The organism is Parafrankia elaeagni (assembly GCF_000374165.1).
GTDB classification, from domain to species: domain Bacteria; phylum Actinomycetota; class Actinomycetes; order Frankiales; family Frankiaceae; genus Parafrankia; species Parafrankia elaeagni.
Genome location: NZ_KB893744.1, coordinates 15498 through 39165 on the forward strand (window position 1 = coordinate 15498; position 23668 = coordinate 39165).

Genomic DNA, 23668 nt, shown 5'->3' on the forward strand with positions numbered 1-23668 from the left:
CAGTTCAGTTGGGTCAGACCGACAGGTGGGCGTTCATGGCGCGGGCCTGCTCGCCAAGCTCAGGCAGTTCCACGACGGTGACACCGGCCTGGGTGAGGAGTTCGTAGCCTTGGCAGTCGGCGACGAAGAGGCTGGGCTCGCGCCAGGCGATGACCACCCGTGGGATCTTCGCCTCCAGGATGAGCTGGGTGCAGGTCCGTGGCCGGGACTTGCGCTGGGAGCAGGGCTCGAGGGTGCTGTAGATCGTCGCGGTGGCGAGCCGCGGGTCGTCGGGGGCGATCTTCGCGAGTGCGGACTCCTCGGCGTGCACCGCGTCGTCGACCTCACGGGAGAAGCCGAAGGCGATCTCCTCGTTGTTCTCGTCGACGATGACGGCGCCGACCGAGTAGGCGCCGGTGGCGGGTGGGCAGCGGTGGGCGAGTTCGATGGCCCGGGTCATCCAACGGTGGTCGTCGAGCTGAGGCATGGAGCGGCTCGTCCTTCCCTGGGGCCCGGTCCCTGGCGTGGGGCGCGGGCCGCACGGCCGGTGGGCGGGATGGCGGCAGTCAGACGTTGACGGCCGTGGGGGCCCGGTCCATCGCCTGGCGGAACTCGCGCACCTGGGAAACAGTCTGCCATCCGGCAACGGCGTCACGCAGGGACCGCAGACTGGTCATGATGCGTCCGGAGTGCGTGCTGGCGCCCACCCGCTCCCACCCGCGGCCGCTGTGCCACCAAATGATCAACTGAGGCCACCGCGCGCCTCATCCGAATGACGCCCAATCCCATGCGCGAAGGTCCATCCGCAACTCGGAGCGGCTCTCAAGCGGACACCACGCCTCCGGTGTCTGCCACGGAATGCCCGATGTCGTCGACGATCCTCACCCGTTCAGCCCCGGGCAGCAGACGCACCAGGCGAGAGGCAAGCTCCGGCAGGTCAGCATGGCGGAGAACCTCGGGGCTGACGATGGTGGATGTCGACTCCCGTTCGTCCACATAACACAAGATGACGATCACCGGGCGTCGTCGCGGGGCATGTCACCGATCACGAGAGCGGCACGGCGACGGCGGGCAGCATCGGGAGTCGGTGCCTTGTCCTGGAACAGGATGCGAGACCTGGCGTCATCAGCCAGCTCGACGGAGGTCACGCCTGGTTCGGTCAACGCATCCCGCACGATCTGCTGTGGACCCGCCGCCACCACGTGTGGCCAGGTCAGATAAATGGTGTCCGGGACGCCGGACTCCCGGGTGACCCTCACATACGGCATGGTCGCCTCCGCCTTCTGGGGCCCCCGGGCACACCGGCTTCGTCGGCGGCAGCGCACCCGGGGGCGTCTGAGCGGGCGCACCGACGCCCTGACGGCCCGATGCGCCCAGACACAGACTGATCACGTTCCGCATCTACCGGTAGGGGCACCTGTAGGGGCAGACTGGTGCCGTGGCGGTAGGAGACCTGATTCGAGACCTACGCTCAGCACGCGGGTGGAGCCAGGGGCGGCTTGCCTCCGAACTGGTCAAGGCGTCCGGCCACGACACGATCACGCGGGAGACCGTGAGCCGGTGGGAGCGTGGGGCGATCCGATGCCCTGACCCGTTCTGGCTCCGGCACCTGGCCGGAGTCCTGGAGGTCCCGCTACAAGTCCTGGAGAACGAGAACGTGGATCGCCGCCGTTTCACCTCGATCGCTGCCGTCGCCACGGGCATTGCCCCGGTCGTAGCCTCAGACCTGCTCCACGGCGGATTCTCGGCTGCACTCGCGGGAGCGGGCCCGGACGTCGACGACTGGAACGAGACCCTCGTGTCGTACGGGCGTGACTACATGTCCCTGGGTGCTGGCGAGATTCAGAAGCGCCTGACGGCTGACATGCTCGTCATCCAGCAGCAGCTGGACGGGCCGGAACGGTGGGGGGTCGCCTCTCGGCTGGCGACGCTGTACGCGAAGACGTACCCCGGCAGTGACGGTGTGAAAGCCGTGACCTGGTACAGGACGGCTGTGGAAGCTGCCGACAGGTCAGGCGGTCCCGAGACCCGCGTGTGGGTTCGCGGACGGGCGGCTATCGCTCTCGGCTACGAGGGAGCGGCGTTGGGGGTCGCCGAGACCCTGGCTCGACAGGCCGAAGCCATCGATGACCGCCCGTCCCTCGGCAGGCTGAACGCTGTCATGGGTCGTGCGCACGTCGCCGCGATCCGGGGTGACGAGGGCACCGCGAATCACCTCCTTGACCAGGGACGCCGGATCTTCGATGCGGCTGGCTCCGAGGAACAGGAGTCTGACTACGCGGTTCCCTACTGGCGGATGAACGTGTTCACGTCCCTGCTCCTGGCCAGGTTGGGAGACGAGAACGGGGCTCTGAAGGCTCAGGAGGCGGCATCCGCGACCCTGCCTGACAGCCTGCCCCGGTTCCGTACGCACCTCGAAATGCACCGTGGGTTGATGTTGGCGCGAGCTGGCGACAAGGCGGGAGGTGTCGCGTACGCCCGGGGTGCCCTGAACGCCCTACCGCCGGAGAAGCACAGCCTGACTCTGCGGATGCTCATGGAAGAGGTAGAGGCGCCCTCCTCCGTCGCGTGACGCTGTCCCGGCGTTCGATCGGAGGGAAAGGAGCGACCGGGGCGAACGGCCAGAAAGTTTCTTGAGATTTCTCGAATTCATGCGGATGGCAGTGGTACGAGTGAAACTACGAGCCATCCGGAGACGCGTCACCGGCAAGATCGTCGACGGTGCGATTGATGATCGCCCGTGCGGACCGGCCGTAGCTGGCGACAGCGGCGAGCTGCTCGAAGGCGCCCGCGTACAGCTCGATCTCCGGCGGCTGCCGCAGGTCAAGCGCCGCGCTGAAGGTTTCGATGAGGACCCGCTCGGTGTCGTAGATCCAGAAGCCGTGCCACGATCAGCTCCTGCTGCCGCGGCTTCAGGCCAGCGCGGAGGATGCGCTGCCACTCGGCGTGCTGGACCTCGAGGGTATGGAGAGTGGCCAGCAGGGCCTGCGCCTCTGCCTGGCTGCCGGTCGCTTCGGTCCAGCCCCTGATGTCATCGTCCGTCGGGGTCTGCCGGCCGTTCTCCAGTTTGGAGACCTTCGAGGGTGGCCAGGACAACGACTCCGCGAGCTGCCGGCCGCTCAGGGCAGCCGCGGCGCGAAGCTCACGGAGCCGTTTGCCGAGGGCGCTGCGCGCCTCCTGGACGTTAGACGCGTCCGAGGTGCTGCTGGGTGGCAAAGTCGTCCCGTCTGACGGCGTGGTGCCAGGCGGCATCACGCCAGAGGTTGTGCCGCACGATCTCGGCCGGGTCCTCGACCACCTGCCCGCCGAGGAAACAGTCGGCCTCGTCGAAGTGCATCCGGACCAGCTTGGACGAGTCGAACAGCCAGTAGTCGTGGCGGGGCAGGTCGGCGGCCTCGGCCTGGTCGCGTGGCAGGTAGCGGATGTCCTCGCCGGCGCCGTTCGTGAACTGCGCGCAGTACACCCCGAAACGGCTGTAGTCGGTCAGGGGCAGGCTCACGACGCGGACCCGGGCGAACCGCCGGCCGGCGGCTGTGGCCTCGTGGAGCACGTCCAGCCAGCTGCGCATCCAGGGAAGATCGTCCGGCTCGCCCGCGAGGAACCGTTCCAGCGACTCCTGCTCGTAGGTCGCGTCGTAGGTGTCGCGTGCCTCCAGGCGGAAGGCGGTGTGCTCGAAGGAGTGGAAGAGCCGCCGGAGCTCGGGGCCGGGTGGGATGAGCTGGATCAGTGCTCCTCCTCCTACTCCAGGTAGCGGCGCGCGTAGAACTTCAGGACGTCTTCCGGGATCTCGATCAAGGTCTCATGGTCCGGGACGGGGCCGACGTCCGCCAGCACCTGGGGGTCCGTTCCGGCGCCGCACACGCGGCTGTCGATGGCGCGCGACGCCGACCACTCGGCGCCGCGCGCACGTCCGGTATCCGCGGCCTTTCGATGCTGCCGCTCGCGCTCTCTTCGGTGACGACGATTCCACCGGCCGCGAGGGCGAGCCCGATCACAAACGGTGGCCAGGCGGGCCTGGGCTCAGGCGATCAGTAACCTTGGTGGGCGGCCCGGGAGGTCAGCACGTCGTGCAGGATGTTGACGCGTCGCTGCAGATAGCGGGTCTGTGAGCCGAACCAGCCGGGTGCCCAGAACCACGCGGTGAAGACACCGACCCGCGTCGGTGAACCGACTGCTGCATGCGCGGCATTGAGACGCTTCGCGGTGGCGGCGAGGCCGACGAAGGCCCAGAACGGGATGATCTGATTCCACCAGCGGCTGTTAGCCCTGCGCGGCTGACCAAGGATCGCGGACAGCTCACCGTTGATCCTGTCGTACCAGATGAAATAGTAAATCGAAAACGTGACCATGCAGAGCCACCACAGGCCCCATGCTCCCTGCTTGCGCGGAACGAGAGAAGCAGGGGGCGATGGCAGGGGACTTGGTATCCCGGCAGCCCGAAGATCGACTTCCGATGCGGTCGTCCGCACTCGGTCAACTGGATGGTTTGCCTGGGTCATCAGATATCCCCCGTGGATCGACGCGTTTCCCTGTGATCGATATGATCACAGGGGGGCGAGTGTATCGCATCATGCAATGTCACCCCACTTCGAACATGCGGCTCTCTCCGGCCACAAATCGGCGCCGCGCCTTCCTGGGCGCCGATCTTGACGTACCTGGCGCGACCATCCTGACGGCCGCGGGGAGGAGCATCGCCGCGTATGCGGTCCTCGGCGCGGGTCGAAGGGGCGCCGCAGGCTTCAGCCTGGGAACGACGCCGCCGCTCGGAGTGGGGCAAGCGCCGGATGGAGCACAGGCTGCCCACCGGGCCGCCTTCGGCGGCTGAGCCACGAGCCCGCGCCGAGCGTCAATGCCCGCCGTCCCCTTGTCCGTCACGGTCTGCCATGCGGGAGCCGGGGCGAACGCGGGCCTCTGATGTGACTGCGGCCTATGATCGTCAGATGGCTCCGACGCCGGACGAGATCGACGCCGCGCGAACGCCGGCAGGAGGCTGGACCCGCGAACAACTCGCGTTGTGGGGTGTTCCCTGGCCTCCGCCGAAGGGCTGGAGGCAGCGCTTGATTGATCAGAACGAGCAGATCACGGATGATGTCGAGCGGAAGCCGCCCACAGCGCTCCGGTTACCCATATCCGTGGATCGATCGGCGGGAGCCGCCAGCGGAGACAGAAAGCCGCCCGGCGACGGTGCGGGCGTCGTCGAGATCTTCACCGACGGCGCCTGCAAGGGTAATCCAGGGCCAGGAGGATGGGGGGCGGTCCTGCGCTACGGCAGACACGAGAAAACCATCTGTGGTGGTGAGCCTGCCGACACCACGAACAACCGCATGGAGCTACTGGCTGCGATCATGGCGCTCGAGGCCCTCACCCGGCCGTCGACTGTGCGTCTTCATACCGACAGCCAGTACGTGCGTAACGGCATAAGCAGCTGGCTGGCTCGTTGGAAGAAGAAGGGCTGGCAGACGAGAGAGAAGAAGCCCGTCAAGAACGTGGATCTCTGGCAGCGCCTGGACGCCGCCGTGGGTGCGCACGACATCGAATGGCTGTGGGTACGTGGACACGCCGGCCATCCCGGCAACGAGCTCGCCGACCAGCTCGCGAACCGCGGACTGTCCGAAGCCCGCCGGCTCCCGGACTGATCCGTCGCGAGAGTACGACAGTCGAACCCGCGAATCGCGCGCCCCCGGCCGGCTCGACCTCCTCGTCACCTGGCCCTACCACGGGCCCGATGGCACCCAGGCCGTGTAACGCCGGGCCATCGAGCTGGGGGTCCGCGCCGAGGGCGACGCCGGCCCCTCTGCTCCGCGCTCGTCCAGATCGACGGTTACCTCGACCGCCTCGGTCTCGACACCGGGCGCGCTGCTCCTCTGGGGCGGAAGCGGCGGTTGGAGCGATCAGCGTGAGCCAGGTCGGGTCGCAAGCCCGGCCGTCGGATCCACCCAGAACGTGACCGTCTGGCGACGCTTTGCGGTAATCTCTCCCTATTCAGGATCGTCGCTCGCACGGCTAAGGGATCGTGGACACAGTGCGCCGCTCCGCTCAGCTACTGGCCTCGATCAGCTGTGTACTCATGGTCGTGGCCGCCTGTGGAGGCGGCGACTTCGGCATCGAGCACCCCGGTCCGTCCCGCGGCGGCGCAGGGGCAGCTGCCCCGACAGCCGACAGGCCGCTTCCCCCGGCTCGAAGCTACGACCCCCCGGTGCACTTCAACCCGGACGCCGCGGCACCGCTGCCAGATGAGGCCAGCGAGGGCGCCTTCAACCTCGGCGGTGACCTACGGAAGCCCCTTCCGGTGGCTCTCGTCGGAACGGTCGCCTATATCGCCGCCACCGACCATCTTCTCGTCGTCGAGACACGTACCGGCCAGCAGCTCGGTGCTCCGATCAGACCTGAGTCAGGCAGCGGCGTGGCGTACGCGCCGAGCGGCTGGGCAGGCGACAATCCCGCCGAGCCGCCGCTGCCCGCGGCCGTCGACGGCAGCGGACGGGTGTATGCCGCCTTCATCGTCGACATACCCGGCAGCGGGACGACACCTGGTCATCGCAGCGTCGAACTCGTCGGCATCGAGGCACCTGGCGCCCGGCCGGTCTGGCGCGCCACCGTACCGCTGGAACAGTGGGCAAGCCAGACATACGACGCAGTGACTGCGGCACCGGTCTGGAGCGATGGACGCACCGTGCTCGTCCGGGTCTCAAGCCTCGGGAACTCGCCCGACGCCACCACCTATGCCATCGACGCGACCAGCGGAAAGATCCGCTGGAAACAGGACGACTTCGCCGCACGCGTCGTCGCCGGCGACACCGCGGTCGGTGAGGTCCCGTCAGCGTCCTTTCCGGCCAAGGTTTCCGGGCTGTCTCTGCCCGACGGCGGCGTTCGTTGGACGAACACCGAGAGCGCGCACAACGTCAGCATCTTTCCCGGCGGCCCATCGCTCGTCGTCGCCTATGGGCAGACGCTGGGAAGCCAGAACTTCCTCAGTCTGTTGGATGCCGCCACCGGGACGGTGAAGGACAGCGGAAGCGGCAGTTACAACGGCATCACCTGCCAGTATGACGGTGCTTCGGTGACCGTCTGCCATCAGAGTAGCTTCAGTCGTCCATGGGCCGCCGCATTCGACACCACGACGGGCGACTGGCTGTGGACCCTTCCCGACAACGATGCGAATCGGGTCGCACCCACCATCACCAGCGCCTGGCACGGCGCAGTCTACGGAACGACGCAGAGCGGCCCCGTCATCCTCGACGCCCGGACCGGTGCGGACCGAGCCACCGCACCGGGAGCCGCGCCTTTCATCGTGAACGGTAATGTGGGCCTCGCCCTGGATCCGAACGAGTCAGATCTCTGGGCGTTTCCCGCCGACGGCTGACGGCTCTCATCTTCCCATCATCTTGGGATGCGAGGCGAGTACCGTCTTCGTCGCCTGCTGGATCTCGAGGCCGAGCGCGACGAACAGGTCGCTCTGGAGGTTGGCCCACGCGTTCACCTCGTCGTCGCGCTTGGCCAGCTCGTCCCTGACGACATCGACTGCCCGGATGTCACCGACTGCGATCATTTCCTCGACATTGCGCCAGAGCGACGGGAAGACCGCGGGAGGAAGCAGGTCGCGTCGCCCGTTGATCAGCGCGCTGGTGTCGAACGAATAAAATGACATCCGTCATGCCGGCAGCCGGACTGCCGCCTCCTCTGCCAGTTTCGAGATCTGGCCTACCTTCGCGTTGAGATAGGTGGCGGCCGTGTAGCTGTCGATGACGCGCCGGCGGTGTGCATCCGCCACTCGGCGCACGTAGCCTTTCCCCAGGTCGCGCGCGGTGTTCCGGTACCAGTTGCCACCGCCCCGGCTGCGGTCGGAGTCCGCCTCGTACGCGGCGACGAACTGCGGCCGCCGGGCGTCGTAGAGTTCCCTGCTAGCGCGGCCGAGGGTGACCAACCGCCGGAGGAATGCCTCGGCACTCACCCCGAACGGGGCAGCGGCCCCCCGCAGGGCCGCGTAGCTCCACCGTTCGTCCACCTCGCCGTGGCCTGTCGACTCCAGCCAGGCGATCACGGCCTCGGCCGGCATCAGGGCCGCGGCCGCCACCGCGTTGCACCGTGCTTCCAGCCGCCGGTCGGCTGTCGTCTCACGCTGGCTGGTGACCGTGTCACACAGCCCGCCGGTGTGCAGAAGCAGGTGCGCGTACTCGTGCAGCAGAGAGAACAGCCGGCCGCGGGGTGCGTCGCTTCCGTTGACCATGATGACCGGGTACTGGTCGAAGTAGAGCGAAAACGCCCTCATCTCCTGGGTCAGTACTCGGCCCTGCGATGTCGACATGACGAGGATGCCGGCGTCCTCCGCGGCTGCCGTCCAGTAGTTGAGGGCGTCGTACTCCGTGCCGGTCACGGGCGGCGGAGCGGGCTGGGTCGTCGTCAGGACGTGGCGAGCGAAGGCGCCGACCCTCTCCTCGTCGTCATCCTCGGTAACGACGGTCGTGCTCCAGACCGTGGGCGGCGGTCGCTCGTCGAGCTCAGCAAGTTCCAGCGCGTGCTCCCGCTGGGCAAGCGCTCGCCGGTACTCCGCGTGCAGCTCGGGTGACCATTCCCGGTCCGCTCCGGCGTCGAGGCGCCGAAAGTCGCGCATCGCGTCGAACGAGCGAGGCGGCTCCGGCAGGAAGAAGACGCCCAACGGGCGCTTGTAGGCGACCGCAGCCGCGCGCAGCTGCGCGATCGTGGGCTGCGCGGTGCCGGCTTCCCACTCGTCGACGCGCCCGTCCGGAACGGCGATCCGGCGTGCGGCCGCAGTCGGTGTCAGCCCGATCGAAAGACGAGCCCACCGCAGAACCGAGGGTTCGACGAGCGCGGGGATCGACTGCGCCATCACTCTCCCCTCGACAGCGGGCACATTACCAATCAGTGACGACTCGGACACTACCGGCTTGGCTCACACGGAACCAGCTCCGGGTCAGGTGGCTGCGGGCCTGAGCGGAGATTCAGAGCGGGTCGGCGATCTCATCGATCGCGTCGGCGCGGGTGCGGTGCTGGGTGGCGAATCGTTCGGCGAGCTCGCGGCGATCATGCTGGCGCTCAGCCTCGAAGCGGGCGAGGTCGCGCAGCGGGATGCGGCGGTCGCGGCCGACGCGGTGGGAGGGGATCTCGCCGCGGTCGAGGAGCTTGTAGAGGTGGGTACGGCTCATCCCGAGCCGCTCGGCCGCCTGGCTGGGTGTCAGGGAGGCGGCGTCGCTGGTCGCGGTGATCGTCGCCCCGTCACGGATGTAGCGACTGAGACCGAGCAGCAGGTCACGTAGCTGCGGGCCGGCGGTATCTCGAGCGAAGTGCTCGAGTTCGTCCAGCTGCTCAGCCGAGATCTCCGCGGTCGCAAGGTGCTCGATCACGCCGCCCTCCAAGCATCACAGATGACCCAGGTGTCACAGGTGTCACAGGTGAAACTAGCGGGCGTGGTCGATCCGGGCAAGCCAAGCACCGATGGAGCGTCGGCCGGTGAAGGTAGCCTGCGACACATCACGGTATGTTTGGCTGTCGCGCAGGCAAAGCCGCACCAGTACTCGCACGACCAAGCCCGGGGGGCCGTATGACCAGCCCGTCGTCTCAGCCGTTGCTGCGCGACGTCATCGACATCCCGGAGCGGACGTCGGACAGCGACTTCGTCCTCAAGCTCACCGAGGGTGTCGCCGACGCGGCCGCGACGATGCGCGACTACGTGCTGACCGACCGGCTCGTGCACAACTTCGACGAGGCGCTCGGCCTGATCGCGCAGGCGGTGGGCACCGGCGCGTCCAAGGGCGTCTATCTGCACGGCTCGTTCGGCTCCGGCAAGTCGCACTTCATGGCGGTGCTGCACGCGCTGCTGCGTGGCGAGCCCGCCGCGCGGGCGCTCGACGACCTGGCCGCCGTGCTCGGCAAGCACGACGGCGACCTGGCCGGCAAGAAGTTCCTGCTCGTCCCGTTCCACATGCTGGGTGCGAAGTCGATCGAGCAGCGGGTCCTGGGTGGCTACGCCGACCGCCTGCGCGCGCTGCACCCCGAGGCACCGATCCCGGCGGTGCACCGGGCCGAGGCGCTGCTCGACGAGGCACGTGGCCTGCGCGCGAAGGTCGGCGACGCGGCCTTCCTGGAGGAGCTGAACCGCGCGGGCTCGGGCGGAGGCGAGGATGCCGAGGAGGACGAGTGGGGCGATGACGCCTCCTGGACGGCCGCCGAGCTGGACGCGGCGCTGGCCCCGACCGGCGCGGACGCGGCGGCGCGGCGCCGGCTCACCTCCGACCTGCTCTCGACCTGGTTCCCGAACACCTACCGTGACCTGCGCGAGGACGCCGAGGGCTTCATCTCCCTCGACCAGGGCCTGAGCGAGATCGCCCGGCACGCGAAGGGCCTGGGCTACGACGCGGTCATCCTGTTCCTCGACGAGCTGATTCTCTGGCTCGCGAACAACATGGGTGACCAGGCGTTCGTCTCCCGGGAGGTCCAGAAGGTCACGAACTTCGTCGAGGGCGGGCTCGGCGCCCGGCCCATCCCGGTGGTCAGCTTCATCGCCCGGCAGCGTGACCTGCGGGAACTGGTCGGCGAGTCGATCGCCGGCGACGTCCGGCTGAGCTTCCTCGACGTGCTCACCCTGGCCGACGGCCGGTTCGACAAGATCATCCTTGAGGACCGGAACCTGCCGCTGATCGCCAACCGGCGGCTCCTGCGCGCGAAGGACACCGCCGCGGCGGCCCGGATCGAGAAGGCGTTCGAGACGACGGCGAAGGTCCGCGCCGAGGTGTGGGACACGATGCTCGGCGGCAGCGCCCAGCTCGGCGCCGACCGGGACGCGTTCAGGCTCTCCTACCCGTTCAGCCCGGCGTTCATGGAGACCCTCGTCCACGTCTCCTCCGCCCTGCAGCGCAACCGGACCGCACTCAAGCTCATGCGCCAGCTGCTCGTCGCGCAGCGGGACGAGCTGCGCCTGGGCCAGGTCATCCCGCTGGGCGATCTGTGGGACGTCATCACCCGGGGCGGAGACGCCCCGTTCACCGACGTGCTCAAGGTCGAGTTCGAGGCGGCGCAGCGGCTCTACAACCGCAAGCTGCGCCCCTACCTGCTTGACACGGAGGGCCTCGACGAGGACATCCTCGCCCGGGTGCGCCGCGCCCAGTCGACCGGCGCCGCCGTCGACGGGGAGCTGGCCGTCAAGGTCCGCCGGTTCACCGCCGACGACCGGCTGGTGAAGACGCTGCTGCTCTCCGCACTGGCGCCGAGTGTGCCGGCCCTGCGCAACCTGACGCCGCGGCGGCTCTCCGCGCTCAACCACGGCAGCATCACGAGCCCGATCCCGGGCGGCGAGTTCGGCATCGTCGGGAAGAAGGTCGAGCGCTGGGCCGGCCAGTTCGGCGAGGTCAAGTTCCTGCCGGTCGAGGGCGGTGATCCGGGCGTCGGCCTGGAGCTGGTCGACGTCGAGATCGACGGCATTCTCAGCCAGACGACCGCCTACGACAGCGGCGGCAACCGCCGCGCCCTGGTCAGGAAGCTGCTCGTCGAGGAGCTGGGCGTCACCGTCACCGACGATGCCTACGGCGACCGCCTCGACCTGGTGTGGCGGGGCTCCAGGCGCTCCGCCGAGGTCGTCTTCGGCTCGCTGCGTGGCGCGGACCTGCGTGACGACCAGCTGGAACCGGCGGATCCGGAGTCCTGGCGGCTGGTGATCGACTATCCGTTCGACGACGCCGGCAGGCCGCCGGTGGACGCGCGGGCCCGGGTCGAACGGCTGCGTGGCGGTGGGGCGCCGCACCGGACGGTCTGCTGGATCCCGGCGGACCTGACCGCCACCCGGCTCGCGGATCTCGGGATGCTCGTCCGGCTCGACCACCTGCTCAACCGGAACCGGTTCGACAGCCACGCCCAGCACCTGAGCGCCGACGACCGGCAGCGCGCCCGCGGCGTGCTGAAGAGCCGGTACGACGCGCTGCTGACGAAGACCCGCACCCTGCTGCGGATGGCCTACGGGCTGGCGAAGCGCGAGGAGCAGGACGCCAGCGACTACTCGGACTGGCTGCGCACCCTGTGGCCGGGGCTCACCCCCACGCTGGCCTTCGGGGCGACGTTCCGGGAAGCCGCGCGGCGGCTCGTCGGGGACCTGCTGGCCGACCAGTTCCCCGGCCATCCCGACCTCGACCCCGACCAGACCGGCCACCCCGCCAGGCCGGCCGACTACAAGCTCGTCCTCTCCTACGTGGCGAAGGCGGCCGAGGCCAACGGCAACTCGGTCGAGGTCATCCGCAGCGACCGGGCGCCGATGCGGCGGATAGCGCCGGCGCTCGGCCTCGGGATCATGCACGAGGCGCGTTTCGAGCTCGGCCGGGAGTGGGTCGACCACTTCACCCGGAAGGCGGCGCAGGCCGCGGCCAGCGGTCCCGGCGGCGGCTCCGGCGACGGCTCCGGCTCCGGCGGTGCGGAAGGCGAGCTGCGGGTGGCCGACCTGCTGACGTGGATCGACGAGCCGAGGCCGCGCGGCCTGGACAGCCCGGTCGCCGCGCTGATCGTCAACGCGTTCGCCGAGCAGACCGACCGCGCCTGGTACAGGTACGGCGGGATCCTGCCCGCCCCGCCCGAGCTGACGGCCGGGATCAGGGACATGACGCTGCGCGAGCAGCCGCTGCCCAGCCCCGAGGACTGGGCCGCCGCCGGCCAGCGGGCTCAGGCCCTCTTCGGAGTGCAGCCGCCGCCGCTGCGGCGCGGCCGGCTGATCCGCACCTTCGCCGAGGAGCTGACGAAGAAGGCCCAGGACCATTTCACGGCGACGCGGGACCTGGTGACCGCGCTGGAGGCACACGCCGCCGATCTCGGTCTCGACCCACGGACCGGGTGTGCCCTGGAGCCCGCCGGAGCCACCGCGGGACGTCTTCGGACCGCCCGGGCCGCCCACGACCTGGTTGCGGCGCTGGACGGCCCGAAGGCCGGCACGGAGATCGTCACGCGGCTGGCGCATGCCGATCTCGCGGGTCCGGCGGAGCGGTTGGCGCGCAGCATCAGCCGCGCCGCGGCCGTCGCCGGCGCTGTCACGTCCGCCCCGTGGGGCGAGATGTTCGGCATGATCGCCACCTTGCCGGAGCCCTACCGGACGGAGGCCCAGGAGATCCTCGGGCGCATCCGGAAGGCAGGCGCCGCCGAGGAGCTGACGACCCCGCTCGCCGACGTGCTGACCAGCTCCCGGGCCAGGGCGGCCCAGCTCATCCGCCGGGCCGTCAGCGCGCCACCCACCGACCCGCGGCCCACCGACCCGACTCCATCCCCGCCCAGCGAGCAGCCGGTGGTGATCGGCGGGAACGGCCCGGCGGATCCCGGGCAGGGAACCAGTCCTCCGGCCCAGCGGCAGTGGCGCGTGCGGCCGGCCGAGCTGGAGCAGGCAGTCACCGAGGTCCGTGAATATGTCGGTGACCAGCCCGGCGAGGTCGAGATCATCTGGCGGCCGGCACGGTGAGCGTCCTGTCACCCGCGGCCGGCCCAACGGGCTCTGGCACGCCCGCGCCGCTGGTCACCAACGCGATGCTGGTCGGCCGGGTCGCCCGGCTGTTGCGCGGGTCGGCCGGCACCGGCAGGCGTGCGCGGATCCTGCTGGTGCGGGCACAGCCCGAGTGGCCCGGTCCCGGTGAGCTGCTGGTCGGCGGCAGGACGGTGCGGGTCGTGGCCTGCGTCTCGCCGCTCGGCGTGCTCGAGGAGGTCGCGCGCTGGGGGCGGGAGCCGGTGCCCGAGGGCTGGCTCGTGCTGCTCACCGACGCCGACGAGGAGACCCTGGGCGACACCGTGCTCGCCCAGGTCCACCGTCAACGCGTCGACGTGATCGAGCCGTGGGCCGCGGTCGCGGAGGACTTCGGCGCCGCCCAGCTCGACCCACGGCTGCGCACACATGCCTACCGCTGGATGGCCAAGGCACTGCTGGAGGCACGTCCGCCGGCTGGCTGGCCGCGCCGGCCAGGCGGTGTCCTCAGCCTCGAGGACGCGCTGGCGGAGCTGACCGCCGTCCGGCTCGGCCTGACCGAGCTGGGCCTCGGTGCCGCCGACCTGGACATCGCCACGCTGCTGCGCTGGACGACGGTTCCCGGGGCGACCGAGGCCTTCCGTCGGCTCGGCGACGACGAGCGCGCCGGCATCACCGCGTTCCTGCGGGAGCGGACCGGGCACGCGGGACTCGCGTTGACCACGCTGGTCGCCGCCGGCAACGGCGAGCGTTCGCTGGCCCTCGGCCTGGTCTGCGACTGCCTGTGGCCCGGGAAGGACGGCCGCTCCCCCAGCCTGGACGCCGCGGCCGTCGAACGGGCGAAGGGCCGGGTGGAACGCTACTTCGGCGACACCCAGCTCAACGACGAGACCATGCGCCGGTTCGCCGACGCGGTCCGTGAGGCCGTCCGCACCGGGATGAACACGCCGGACGACCTGCCGGGGCTGCTCGACACCGCCGACCGGCTGCTCGACGAGCTCGACGCGCGGGCTGCCGGCGCGACCAGCGACATCCTGCGGGCCGGGTTCGACGGCCGGCTGTCCGCCGTCGCCGCGACACTGCGTGGTTTCCTGGCCGCGGCCGGCTCCGGCGTGCACCACACGTTCCTGCGGGCCTCGGCCCGTGAGGTCGCGGCCGCCGTCGACGTCCTGCGGGCGCATCTGCTCGCCGGTCTCGAGGCCGGGCAGGTCGAGCGGGCCGAGATGGCGGCCCGCGTCGCCGGCTGGCTCGCCGGTCGGCCGGTGGACGGGCCGGGCACGCTCGCTGCCGCGCTCGAGGGCTATCTCGACGATGCGGCCTGGGCTGACGTCGCGCTCGGGCAGCTCGCCGTCGGCGACCCGTCGCCCACGGTCGGCGCCGTCTACGGCGACCTGTACCGGGCCGCGATCCGGCGGCGGCATGCCCTCGACGCCCGGTTCGCCCGGCTGCTTGCGGACTGGACGACGACCGGCAGCCTGCCCAGCGAGGCCGAGGGCGCGCCGCTGGGCATCGAGGAGGTCCTCGACCGCGTGGTCGCCCCAGTCATCAGGGCCCGGGGCAAGGCCCTGCTCGTCGTGCTCGACGGGATGAGCGCCGCCGTCGCCATCCAGCTCGCCGCCGCGCTGCGAGGCGAGCGGTGGGAGGAATGTGACCCGCTCGGCGCCAGCGCGGGCGGCGACAGTGCGGGCGGCACCAGCGCGGGCGGCACCAGCGCTGGCGCCGCCCGGCGGCGGGCCGCACTGGCCGTCCTGCCGACGGTGACGGACAGGTCGCGTGCCTCGCTGCTCGCCGGCCGTCTCCTGACGGGCGACAAGGCGAAGGAGAAAAGCGAGTTCGAGGCTCACCCGCGCTGGCAGCGGCGCGCGGTCCGGTTGTTCCACCACGCCGACCTCGACGGCACGCCGGGCTCCGCGCTCGACCGGGAGCTCAGCGACGAGCTGACCTCGAACACCCCGCTCGTCGCCGTCGTCATCAACACCATCGACGATCTGCTGGACTCCGGCCGGCAGCGCGACGACGGCGGCTGGAGCCTCGCCGACGTCGGCAAGCTGCGCACCATCCTGCGCTACGCGCAGACCGCCGACCGGGCCGTGATCCTCACCAGCGACCACGGCCACGTTCTCGACCACGGCGCGTCGGCAGTGGCCGCCGAGGACGCCATCTCGGCTCGGCACCGCATCCCGGTTGACGGTGTCTCCACGGATCTTCGTGACGGCGAGGTCACACTCACCGGGCCGCGGGTGCTCGTGCCCGGCGCGCGGATCGTCGCGCTCTGGGACTCGGAGCTGCACTACCGGGGCCGCAAGGGCGGCTACCACGGCGGCGCGGCGGCGGCGGAGGTGACCGTGCCCGTGTTGGCGTTCCTGCCGTTCCGCCTGTCGGCGGCGTCGACGAGCCGCAATGTGCCGGCAGGCTGGCGGCTGCTACCCGACCAGCGGCCCCGCTGGTGGTCGCTGGAGCAGCAGGACCTGCTCGCCGGGCTCGGCGGCGGCGACACCGTGCTCGTCGGTCGGCACCGTGGCGAGGCCGCTCCCGTCGCCGTGCCGACGACACAATCGCGCAAACGGCACAAGGCTGCGGAGGCGCAGGCCGGTCCCGCGCTGTTCGACCTGCCGGAGGAGGCGGCCCCGGCCATGTCGGCTGCATCGGCCGCGTCGCCAGTGCCCGCCGAGGCCGCGCCGACGACGGGTGTCGACGTGCTCGTCGCCGCGCTGCTGGCCAGCGAGCTGTTCCGGTCCCAGCTCGGTGGCCTGGCGCGGCGGGTGCCGGTCGAGAAGGTCGAGGCGGCGGTGCGAGCGCTGCTCGACGCGGGTGGCACGCTGGCGACCAGCGTCGTCGCCGAGCGGGCCGGGGAGCTGGCGCATCGGGCCGCCGGCTTCGCCGTCAACCTGCAGCGAGTCTTCAACGTCGACAACTACCCGGTGCTGGAGCCGCTCGACGACGGGCACACACTGCGGCTCAACGTGGACCTGCTGGGCCAGCAGTTCGGGCCGCTCGGGTGACCGGCGCCGCCGTCAGCGCCGCGCGGCGACGCGACGTCCTGGACGCCCTGCGGCGTGGGGCGGTGCCGGCCGCGGGGCTGGATCTGCTGGCTGTGGGGCTGGACAGGTTCGAGCGTTCCGTGGGCGAGGACCTGGCCGCGGTCGCGTCGGGCGGGTCGGTGTTCAAGGCGGTGCGGGGCGAGTACGGGTCGGGAAAGACGTTCTTCACCCGGTGGCTGGCCGAGCGGGCGAAAAGGGCGGGGCTGGCGACGGCCGAGGTACAGATCTCGGAGAACGAGACGCCGCTGCACAAGCTGGAAACGGTCTACCGGCGGCTCACCGAGCGGCTCGCCACGTCGACCTTTCCGCCGAGCGCGCTGCGCAACGTCGTCGATGGCTGGTTCTATGCGCTGGAGGAGGACGTCCTCGCCGCCGATGCCGCGGCAGGCAACGACCCGGCCACGTTGGAGAAGGCGGTGGGCGAGCTGTTCGACCGGCGGCTGCTCGACGTCGGTCGAACAGCGCCGGCGTTCGCCGCCGCGCTGCGTGGCTACCGGTCCGCGATCGTGGCCGGTGACGAGGCGACCGCGTCGGCGCTGCTTGCCTGGCTCGGCGGGCAGCCGCACGTCGCCGCCAGCGCCCGCCGGGCCGCCGGTGTCCGTGGCGACCTGGACCATTTCGGGGCGCTGGGCTTCCTGCAGGGACTACTCGTCGTGCTGCGCGACAGCGGGTACAAGGGGCTGCTCGTCGTGCTGGACGAAGTCGAGACGCTGCAGCGAGTCCGCTCCGACGCACGAGACAAGGCGCTGAACTCACTGCGCCAGCTCATTGACGAGGTGCAGGGCGGCCGATTCCCTGGGCTGCATATCGTGATCACCGGAACACCCGCGTTCTACGACGGGCCACAGGGGGTGCAGCGGCTCGCGCCGCTCGCGCAGCGGCTGGCGACCGACTTCTCGACCGACGCACGGTTCGACAATCCGCGGGCGGTGCAGCTCCGGCTCACCGGCTTCACCGAGGCGTCGCTCATCGAGCTCGGAGCGCGGGTCCGGGGGCTGTTCGCCGGCGGCGCCTCACTCGAGGCCGCGGCCCGGATCGAAAGGCTGGCCGATGACGCCTATCTCGCCGAGCTGGCCGGCGCGGTCGCGGGTCGGCTCGGTGGCAAGGTCGGCGTCGCGCCACGGCTGTTCCTGAAGAAGCTCGTCGCCGACGTTCTCGACCGCGTCGACCAGCACGCCGACTTCGACCCGCGCCGGGACTACCCGCTGACGCTCACCACTGCCGAGATGACGGACCTGGAGCGCAATTTCGCTGGACGAGCCGCCGCATCCGCCACATCCGCCACATCTGCCATATCCGCCGACGATATCGACCTGGACCTGTAATGGCGGACCGGCCGGACGTGGCACCACCGGACACGGCACCACTCGACGCACCGGACCTGCTGCATCCGGTGGTGCTGCACCACATCGTGAACTCGTTGCAGTGGCCCGGGTTGCGGCCGTTGCAGGAGGCTGCGGTGGCGCCGCTGCTCGGTGGGTCGGATGCGTTGCTGCTGGCGCCGACGGCCGGGGGGAAGACCGAGGCGGCGATGTTCCCGACGCTGTCGCGGATGGCGTCCGAGAACTGGCAGGGCACGTCCGTTCTCTACGTCTGTCCGCTCAAGGCGCTGCTGAACAATCTGGCTCCCCGGCTGGAGACGTACACCGGCTGGCTCGGGCGCCAGGCCGCCGTCTGGCACGGGGACGTGACGACCAGCAGACGGGAGCGGATCCGTCGCGAACGGCCGGACGTCCTGCTCACCACACCCGAGTCGCTCGAAGCGATGCTGGTCAGCGTCCGCACCGACCATCGCGGCTTCTTCGCCGGCGTACGGGCTGTGATCGTCGACGAGGTGCACGTCTTCGCGGGTGACGACCGGGGCTGGCACCTGCTGGCCGTGCTGGAACGGTTGCGACGGATCATCACCGCCGAAGCAGCCGAAGCGGCCGGCGCGGGCGCGGTCCGGCCCGAGCTGCAGATCGTGGGACTGTCCGCGACGGTCGGCAACCCGGCCGACCTGCTCCGCTGGCTCCAGGGCTCCGGCGCCGGCCGCCGGCCCGGTCTTGTGGTCGCGCCCGACATGCCGGTCGCACCTGCCGTGCCGGCGGTCGCAACCGCGTCGGCGGCCGGCCCGCCGCCGGGCGAGATCGCGCTTGACTACGTCGGCTCGGTGCCGAACGCGGCGAAGGTACTCGCCACGCTGCACCCGGGCGAGAAACGGCTCGTCTTCTGCGACTCGAAGCAGCTCGTCGAACAGCTCGGCAGCGAACTGCGTGCCCGCGGCGTGACCACGTTTCTCTCCCACGCGTCCCTGTCGCTCGACGAGCGGCGCCGCTCCGAAGAGGCGTTCGCCCAGGCTCGCGACTGCGTGATCGTCGCTACCAGCACGCTGGAACTGGGCATCGACGTCGGCGACCTCGACCGCGTGATCCAGGTGAACGCCCCCGGCTCGGTCGCGTCGTTCCTCCAACGCCTCGGCCGGACGGGGCGCCGGCCGGGAACCGTCCGCAACTGCCTGTTCCTGACCCTCACCGAGGACGCGCTCGTCCAGGCCGCCGGCCTGCTGCTGCTGTGGGGACGAGGCTGGGTCGAACCGGTCGTCGCCCCACCCGAGCCACGGCACATCGTCGCCCAGCAACTGCTCGCCTACTGCCTTCAGGAGAACAAAGTCGGTGACCGGCTCTGGGCCGACGAGTGGAACGGCCTGGCGCCCTTCGACCAGTCCGCCGAACCGATCGTCCGTCACCTCCTCCGCCTGGGATTCCTCGACTCCGACGGCGGCATGCTTTTCGTCGGCCCGGAAGCCGAACGCCGTTTCGGCCACCGGCACTTCTCCGAACTGACCGCCGTCTTCACCGCGGCGCCCGAGTTCACCGTCCTCTCCGGCCGCACCGAGATCGGCCGCACCGACCCGATGCTCCTCTGCGACCCGGTCGAAGGCCCACGGCTGCTCCTGCTCGCCGGCCGCAGCTGGCGTGTCACCCACACCGACTGGAAACGCCGCCGCTGCTTCGTCGAACCCGCCGACAGCGGGGGCCGCGCCCGCTGGACCAGCGCCCTTCCCCCGCTGTCCTTCACCATGGTCAGAGCCATCCGCGACGTCCTCCTCGGAGCCGACCCCCAGGTCGCCACGACCACACGCGCCGCCACCCGCCTGACCGAGATCCGCGAGAAGCACACCGACCTCGTCCACCCCGCCGGCACCATGATCGTGCGTGAGGCGGAAGCCGACGTCCGCTGGTGGACGTGGGCCGGCCACCTCGCCAACCGCACCCTCACCGCCTCCCTCGGCGATCTCGCCGACCCCCGTCAGAACGCCGACGAAGCATTCATCCGGCTACGTTCTGACCTGACCCCGGCTATGTGGAAGGCCGCCACTCCGGATCTGGAAAAGCGGCTCTGTCTGCCCCACGTGGACGAACAGGCCCTGGCCGGCCTGAAGTTCAACGCGGCCCTACCCCCACGCCTGGCCGAAGCCACCCTCGCCACCCGCCTGGCCGACCTGCCCAGCGCGAAGGCGGTTCTCGCCGAACCGGTCCGGTGGTACACCATTCGGCGCGAATCGCAGTGATCTGCTCGGAGGCCACCCCCGCCGTGCTGGCCTCGTCTTCCACCATCGCCCAGTCGCCCTCCAGCGCACCCGCGGAGCCGACCGGATCCCGATAGGTGGGGGGAGCGTTCGATGTCGGACAGTCCTCACGGGCACCATGGCCAGATGGACACCGACCCGCTGATGTACGTGACCGAGGTGGCCAGTCGCCTGTGCCTGACCCCCTCGTCCTGGCGCGCCTACGTCGCGGACGGAACCGCGCCACCGCCCGACGACCCTGACCTCGACCGGCCCGCGAACCGGCGCCGCCCGCGCTGGCGCGCCTCGACCGTGGACGCGTGGCGTGAGCAGTGGCGCCCCCGCATCCGGTCGCAGGGCGCCCAGGCGACCACGGCGGCGGGCGATGCCGGGGAGCCGGCCACCCCCCACTGACCCCTGGGGCTGAAATCCTTGGGCCGGTGTCGGCCACGGCAGTGCGGCGGTGGCTCCCGCCTGGCCGACCTTGTCGTCGCGGATGAGCACCTCGACGACCCAGGGCCAGGCGGCGAGTGTGACCCGGATCGTTGTCGCGGCGACAAGGACGCGCTCGCGCGGGTTGGTGGGCCTGGGCGGGCGGGTCATCTGCTCGGCGTCCTGAGCCCCGCCGCCGACGCGTTTTTGATCCCCGACAACCACATCGGGCGGGCGACGGTGTCGAGTATCGCTGTCGCCCACGAGGTGCAGAGGAAGGCCCCGCGTCAGACGGGGCGGCGCGTCCTGCGGGCGGAAGGGGCGGGTTTTCCTCGGCGGCTGACGCCGAGCCGCGCGCCGGATTCCCGGCTTGGCCCTTCGGCGCGCAGGTTGAGGGGCTGGCCCGCGATGCGGGTGCGGGTCAATGCCTGCCGGGTGTCCCTGGGCAGGTCGGCGGGAAGTTCGACGAGGCTGTAGTCGGCCCGGATGTCGATCCGTCCGAAATCCGCCCGGTCCAGGCCGCCCTCGTTGGCGAGCGCCCCGACGATCTGGCCCGGGGTGACCCGCTGGCGATGCCCGACCCCGATCCGGTAGGTGGCATAGGCCGGCCGCGGCCCGCCCGCGCCGCGGGCGGGCCTGTCGCGGGCGGGCCTGTCGCGGGCAGGCGGGGCGATGTCCAGCGGGAGGAGGAACTCCTGCTGTTCATGGCGGGTCATCACGGCCAGCGCCGCGGCGATGTCGGCGAGCGGAACGTCGTGCTCGTGGGTGTAGCCAAGGACCAGGTCTCTGAAGACGGCGTGGGCTGGCGCGTCGAGCGCGGCGGTGATCGCGTCGTGGAACTTCGCGACCCGCTGGGCGTTCACATCCTCCGCGGTGGGCAGTTCCATCTCGGCGAGCGGCTGGCGGGTCGCCCTCTCGATCGCGGCGAGCAGGCCCTTTTCCCTGGGGGTGACGAGCAGCAGCGCCTCACCGCTGCGCCCGGCGCGGCCGGTACGGCCGATGCGGTGGACGTACGACTCCGGGTCGGTGGGGATGTCGTAGTTGACGACGTGGGTGACCCGTTCGACGTCGAGGCCGCGGGCGGCGACGTCCGTGGCGACGAGCAGGTCGAGAGTGCCGTCGCGGAGCTGGGCGATGAGCTTCTCCCGCTGCGGCTGGCTGAGGTCGCCGTTGATCGCCTCGGTGGCGAACCCGCGGCTGCGCAGCCGCTCGGCGACGTCCTCGGTTGCCGACTTCGTCCGCACAAAAATGATCATCGCTTCGAACGGCTCGACTTCGAGGACCCGGGTGAGCGCGTCCATCTTGCGCGGCCCGGCGACGGTCAGGAACCGCTGCCGGGTATTCGCGGCCGTGACGGTCCGCGCCCTGACGGTGATCTCAACCGGGTCACGCAGGTACTGCCGGGAGATGCGGCGGATCGGCGCGGGCATCGTCGCGGAGAACAACGCGACCTGCTTGGCATCGGGGGTGGCGGCGAGGATATGGTCGACCTCCTCCTGGAAGCCCATCCGGAGCATCTCGTCGGCCTCATCGAGGACCAGCATGCGCAGGCCGCCCAGACTGAGCGTCCCGCGTTCCAGGTGGTCGATAACCCGCCCGGGAGTGCCGACGATGACCTGCGCGCCACGGCGGATCCCGGCCAACTGGGGAGCGTAGGCCTGCCCTCCGTAGACGGGCAGCACATGCAGGCCGGTGAGGTGGTGGGCATACCGGCCGAACGCCTCGGCGACCTGCAGGACCAGTTCCCGGGTCGGGGCGAGCACAAGCGCCTGGGTGGAGGTGCTGCGCACGTCGATCCTGGACAGGATTGGGAGAGCGAACGCGGCGGTCTTGCCGGTCCCGGTCTGGGCGAGGCCGACGACGTCGCGGCCCGCGAGCAGGGCGGGGATCGTGCCGATCTGGATCGGCGACGGCACCTCGTAGCCGAGTTCGGTGAGGGCTCGCAGGACTGCGGTGCCAAGCCCGAGGTCTTGGAACGTCTGCTGGTCTTCGGACTCGGTCACACCTGAGGATACGGTTCCCGCGCGGCAGCCCGGTGAAGCTGGCGGCCGGGGCCGGGCCCCGCGCACCGCCCAGCCGGTAAGGAACATTCACGGTGAGCGAAGGGGCGGCGAGAACGGACCGCGGCTCGAACTGCTGGCCGACGATGACCGTCCCGGCGGCTGGCTGATGCTGATGGACCAGGGCCGGCAGTCCTACGTCGATCTGCGCGACCCGGCCAGGTCCGCAGCCTCGTCGCGGATCTCTCCCCACAGGTCCGGAGTGGTCCGCGAGTCAGGCCGGCACCCTCCGCTCTGAGCACAGTCGGGAGCAGCAATGGCGCGGCGTACACCACCAGCCGCCCGCCCTTGCATCCCCACCGCCCAGCTTCTGGACGAACCCACGCAGCCTGGCACACCTGCTCCAACCGAGCCTCTGAGGAAGCCCCAGGTCGTCGCCGGTGAACCGGCCGAGGGTTCCGATCATGTCACCTGAAGGTGACTCTTTCCCAGGCACGCCGAATCGGGACGGGAAGGACCAGCTCCGGCCAGGCGGGCCTGACAGCGGATTCCCGCAGCGATGTTCGTGACGCCGGTCAGGCGCAGAACCGTGATCGCGAGGTTGTGCGGACTGGCCATGACCTGGGGCGTTGCCGGTCCGGACCTGGCGCGGGACCCGCGCGCAGTCTTGCCGTCCACGGCGACCCGCCGCTGTGTCCCCGTGTCCGGGCTGGTCGCCACGGCCGCCCAGGTTCCCAGCGCCGTGACCAGCGCGTCGGCGTCGAGGGCCGCGAACACCCGGCGGGCGGATGGCCGCGGGCGACGAGAACGGCCGGCGAATTCTTCCGGATTCGACCTCACACACCACACATCGCGTGCTAAAAATAGCTTGGTCGCCATCCCTGCCGGTCACGCCTGCCTGCAGGTTTTCTTTCTCGTGCGCGTTCACCGAACACGCCACAACGATCAAGAAAGTGACATTGTTTCTCCCCTGAGCCGGAGGTCCGTCGTGGCCGCTGGACGTTCCCGGCCGTCGGGCCGGAAAAAAAGACCAGCGCGCGGTAGATCCGCGCCCCGATCGAAACGGCCACGCGGTCGCTCGCAGGCTCGCAGCACCCGGAGTCTCAGTCGGCGCGAGCGGAAGAACCTCCACGCGGCTGCCTATCTTGCGATTGCCTCCGGCGGGCTGGCGCTGGGGATCGGAGTGGCCTGGCCCTGGGTATTCGCCGCAGTTTTCGTCATCTCG

Annotated in this window: 19 protein-coding genes and 1 pseudogene; 9 read left to right on the forward strand and 11 right to left on the reverse strand. The window is 70.6% G+C overall.

Going from position 1 to position 23668, the window contains the following annotated elements:
- Positions 1-13 precede the first annotated feature (13 nt).
- The 3 genes from B207_RS0122240 to B207_RS0122255 form a co-directional block, all read right to left on the reverse strand.
- Complete coding sequence (locus tag B207_RS0122240; protein ID WP_018638811.1) at positions 14-466, reverse strand: deaminase; 453 nt, start codon at positions 464-466, stop codon at positions 14-16.
- Between the two features lie 335 nt (positions 467-801).
- Positions 802-996, reverse strand: coding sequence for a hypothetical protein (locus B207_RS0122250; RefSeq protein WP_018638813.1), 195 nt, complete (start codon positions 994-996; stop codon positions 802-804).
- A complete protein-coding gene (locus B207_RS0122255; protein ID WP_018638814.1) occupies positions 993-1247 on the reverse strand; it encodes a hypothetical protein in 255 nt (84 codons plus the stop codon). The genes B207_RS0122250 and B207_RS0122255 overlap by 4 nt, the downstream gene beginning before the upstream one ends.
- Positions 1248-1417: 170 nt before the next feature.
- Here B207_RS0122255 and B207_RS0122260 point away from each other — a divergent pair, with 170 nt between their 5' ends.
- Complete coding sequence (locus tag B207_RS0122260) at positions 1418-2551, forward strand: helix-turn-helix domain-containing protein (protein ID WP_018638815.1); 1134 nt, start codon at positions 1418-1420, stop codon at positions 2549-2551.
- 251 nt (positions 2552-2802) lie between these two features.
- Here B207_RS0122260 and B207_RS42970 read toward each other — a convergent pair whose 3' ends face one another.
- The 4 genes from B207_RS42970 to B207_RS0122280 all read right to left on the reverse strand — a co-directional run bounded on the left by B207_RS42970 (position 2803) and on the right by B207_RS0122280 (position 4328).
- Positions 2803-3231 carry a helix-turn-helix domain-containing protein gene (locus B207_RS42970; protein WP_407671448.1) on the reverse strand — a complete coding sequence of 143 codons (429 nt, stop codon included), beginning with the start codon at positions 3229-3231 and terminating at the stop codon, positions 2803-2805.
- Positions 3164-3706 carry a DUF6879 family protein gene (locus tag B207_RS0122270; protein WP_026311319.1) on the reverse strand — a complete coding sequence of 181 codons (543 nt, stop codon included), beginning with the start codon at positions 3704-3706 and terminating at the stop codon, positions 3164-3166. Before B207_RS0122270 ends, B207_RS42970 begins: the two co-directional genes overlap by 68 nt.
- 11 nt (positions 3707-3717) lie before the next feature.
- Positions 3718-3840 (reverse strand): hypothetical protein, encoded by a 123-nt coding sequence (locus B207_RS42380; RefSeq protein ID WP_018638818.1) that lies wholly within the window; start codon positions 3838-3840, stop codon positions 3718-3720.
- A gap of 167 nt (positions 3841-4007) precedes the next feature.
- Positions 4008-4328, reverse strand: a complete 321-nt coding sequence (locus tag B207_RS0122280; protein ID WP_018638819.1) for a hypothetical protein — start codon at positions 4326-4328, stop codon at positions 4008-4010.
- 852 nt (positions 4329-5180) lie between these two features.
- Here B207_RS0122280 and rnhA point away from each other — a divergent pair.
- Together rnhA and B207_RS0122290 are read left to right on the forward strand one after the other, a co-directional pair.
- A complete protein-coding gene (rnhA, locus tag B207_RS42975) occupies positions 5181-5615 on the forward strand; it encodes a ribonuclease HI (RefSeq protein ID WP_026311320.1) in 435 nt (144 codons plus the stop codon).
- A 653-nt stretch (positions 5616-6268) separates the two neighbouring features.
- Entirely contained in the window at positions 6269-7342 is a 1074-nt protein-coding gene (locus B207_RS0122290; protein WP_195905337.1) for an outer membrane protein assembly factor BamB family protein, read from the forward strand.
- 6 nt (positions 7343-7348) lie between these two features.
- Here the strand turns inward: B207_RS0122290 and B207_RS34965 are convergent, their stop codons facing one another.
- The 3 genes from B207_RS34965 to B207_RS0122305 all read right to left on the reverse strand — a co-directional run bounded on the left by B207_RS34965 (position 7349) and on the right by B207_RS0122305 (position 9341).
- Entirely contained in the window at positions 7349-7627 is a 279-nt protein-coding gene (locus B207_RS34965; protein WP_018638822.1) for a DUF4411 family protein, read from the reverse strand.
- Positions 7628-7630: 3 nt separating this feature from the next.
- Positions 7631-8827, reverse strand: coding sequence for an XRE family transcriptional regulator (locus tag B207_RS0122300; RefSeq protein ID WP_018638823.1), 1197 nt, complete (start codon positions 8825-8827; stop codon positions 7631-7633).
- 112 nt (positions 8828-8939) lie between these two features.
- Positions 8940-9341: a helix-turn-helix domain-containing protein gene (locus B207_RS0122305; RefSeq protein WP_018638824.1), complete on the reverse strand. Its 402-nt coding sequence runs from the start codon at positions 9339-9341 to the stop codon at positions 8940-8942.
- A gap of 197 nt (positions 9342-9538) precedes the next feature.
- Here B207_RS0122305 and B207_RS0122310 point away from each other — a divergent pair, with 197 nt between their 5' ends.
- The 6 genes and pseudogenes from B207_RS0122310 to B207_RS41770 all read left to right on the forward strand — a co-directional run.
- Positions 9539-13423 (forward strand): serine/threonine-protein kinase, encoded by a 3885-nt coding sequence (locus B207_RS0122310; protein ID WP_018638825.1) that lies wholly within the window; start codon positions 9539-9541, stop codon positions 13421-13423.
- Entirely contained in the window at positions 13420-16422 is a 3003-nt protein-coding gene (pglZ, locus tag B207_RS0122315) for a BREX-2 system phosphatase PglZ (protein ID WP_018638826.1), read from the forward strand. The genes B207_RS0122310 and pglZ overlap by 4 nt, the downstream gene beginning before the upstream one ends.
- Positions 16419-17786, forward strand: coding sequence for a BREX system ATP-binding protein BrxD (brxD, locus tag B207_RS0122320; protein ID WP_018638827.1), 1368 nt, complete (start codon positions 16419-16421; stop codon positions 17784-17786). Before pglZ ends, brxD begins: the two co-directional genes overlap by 4 nt.
- A complete protein-coding gene (locus B207_RS0122325) occupies positions 17786-20014 on the forward strand; it encodes a DEAD/DEAH box helicase (RefSeq protein ID WP_018638828.1) in 2229 nt (742 codons plus the stop codon). Before brxD ends, B207_RS0122325 begins: the two co-directional genes overlap by 1 nt.
- Positions 20015-20125: 111 nt before the next feature.
- On the forward strand, positions 20126-20425 hold the full coding sequence (locus B207_RS0122330) for a hypothetical protein (protein ID WP_026311325.1): 300 nt from the start codon (positions 20126-20128) through the stop codon (positions 20423-20425).
- A gap of 180 nt (positions 20426-20605) precedes the next feature.
- Positions 20606-20731, forward strand: a pseudogene (locus tag B207_RS41770) (methylenetetrahydrofolate reductase); the annotation flags it as partial.
- On the opposite strand, the gene B207_RS0122340 reads toward B207_RS41770, so the two are convergent.
- Positions 20731-22446 (reverse strand): DEAD/DEAH box helicase, encoded by a 1716-nt coding sequence (locus B207_RS0122340; RefSeq protein ID WP_018638831.1) that lies wholly within the window; start codon positions 22444-22446, stop codon positions 20731-20733. The pseudogene B207_RS41770 and the gene B207_RS0122340 sit on opposite strands and share 1 nt — an antisense overlap.
- Positions 22447-23668: the final 1222 nt, after the last annotated feature.

Bases quoted from the DNA above. Each gene is read 5' to 3' on its own strand.
- B207_RS0122310 (WP_018638825.1), top strand. From the start codon at position 9,539: ATGACCAGCCCGTCGTCTCAGCCGTTGCTGCGCGACGTCATCGACATC.
- B207_RS0122325 (WP_018638828.1), top strand. From the start codon at position 17,786: ATGGCGGACCGGCCGGACGTGGCACCACCGGACACGGCACCACTCGAC.
- B207_RS42970 (WP_407671448.1), bottom strand. From the start codon at position 3,231: ATGCCGCCTGGCACCACGCCGTCAGACGGGACGACTTTGCCACCCAGC.
- B207_RS0122255 (WP_018638814.1), bottom strand. From the start codon at position 1,247: ATGCCGTATGTGAGGGTCACCCGGGAGTCCGGCGTCCCGGACACCATT.
- B207_RS34965 (WP_018638822.1), bottom strand. From the start codon at position 7,627: ATGTCATTTTATTCGTTCGACACCAGCGCGCTGATCAACGGGCGACGC.
- B207_RS0122280 (WP_018638819.1), bottom strand. From the start codon at position 4,328: ATGGTCACGTTTTCGATTTACTATTTCATCTGGTACGACAGGATCAAC.
- B207_RS0122330 (WP_026311325.1), top strand. From the start codon at position 20,126: ATGTCGGACAGTCCTCACGGGCACCATGGCCAGATGGACACCGACCCG.
- B207_RS0122300 (WP_018638823.1), bottom strand. From the start codon at position 8,827: ATGGCGCAGTCGATCCCCGCGCTCGTCGAACCCTCGGTTCTGCGGTGG.
- B207_RS0122240 (WP_018638811.1), bottom strand. From the start codon at position 466: ATGCCTCAGCTCGACGACCACCGTTGGATGACCCGGGCCATCGAACTC.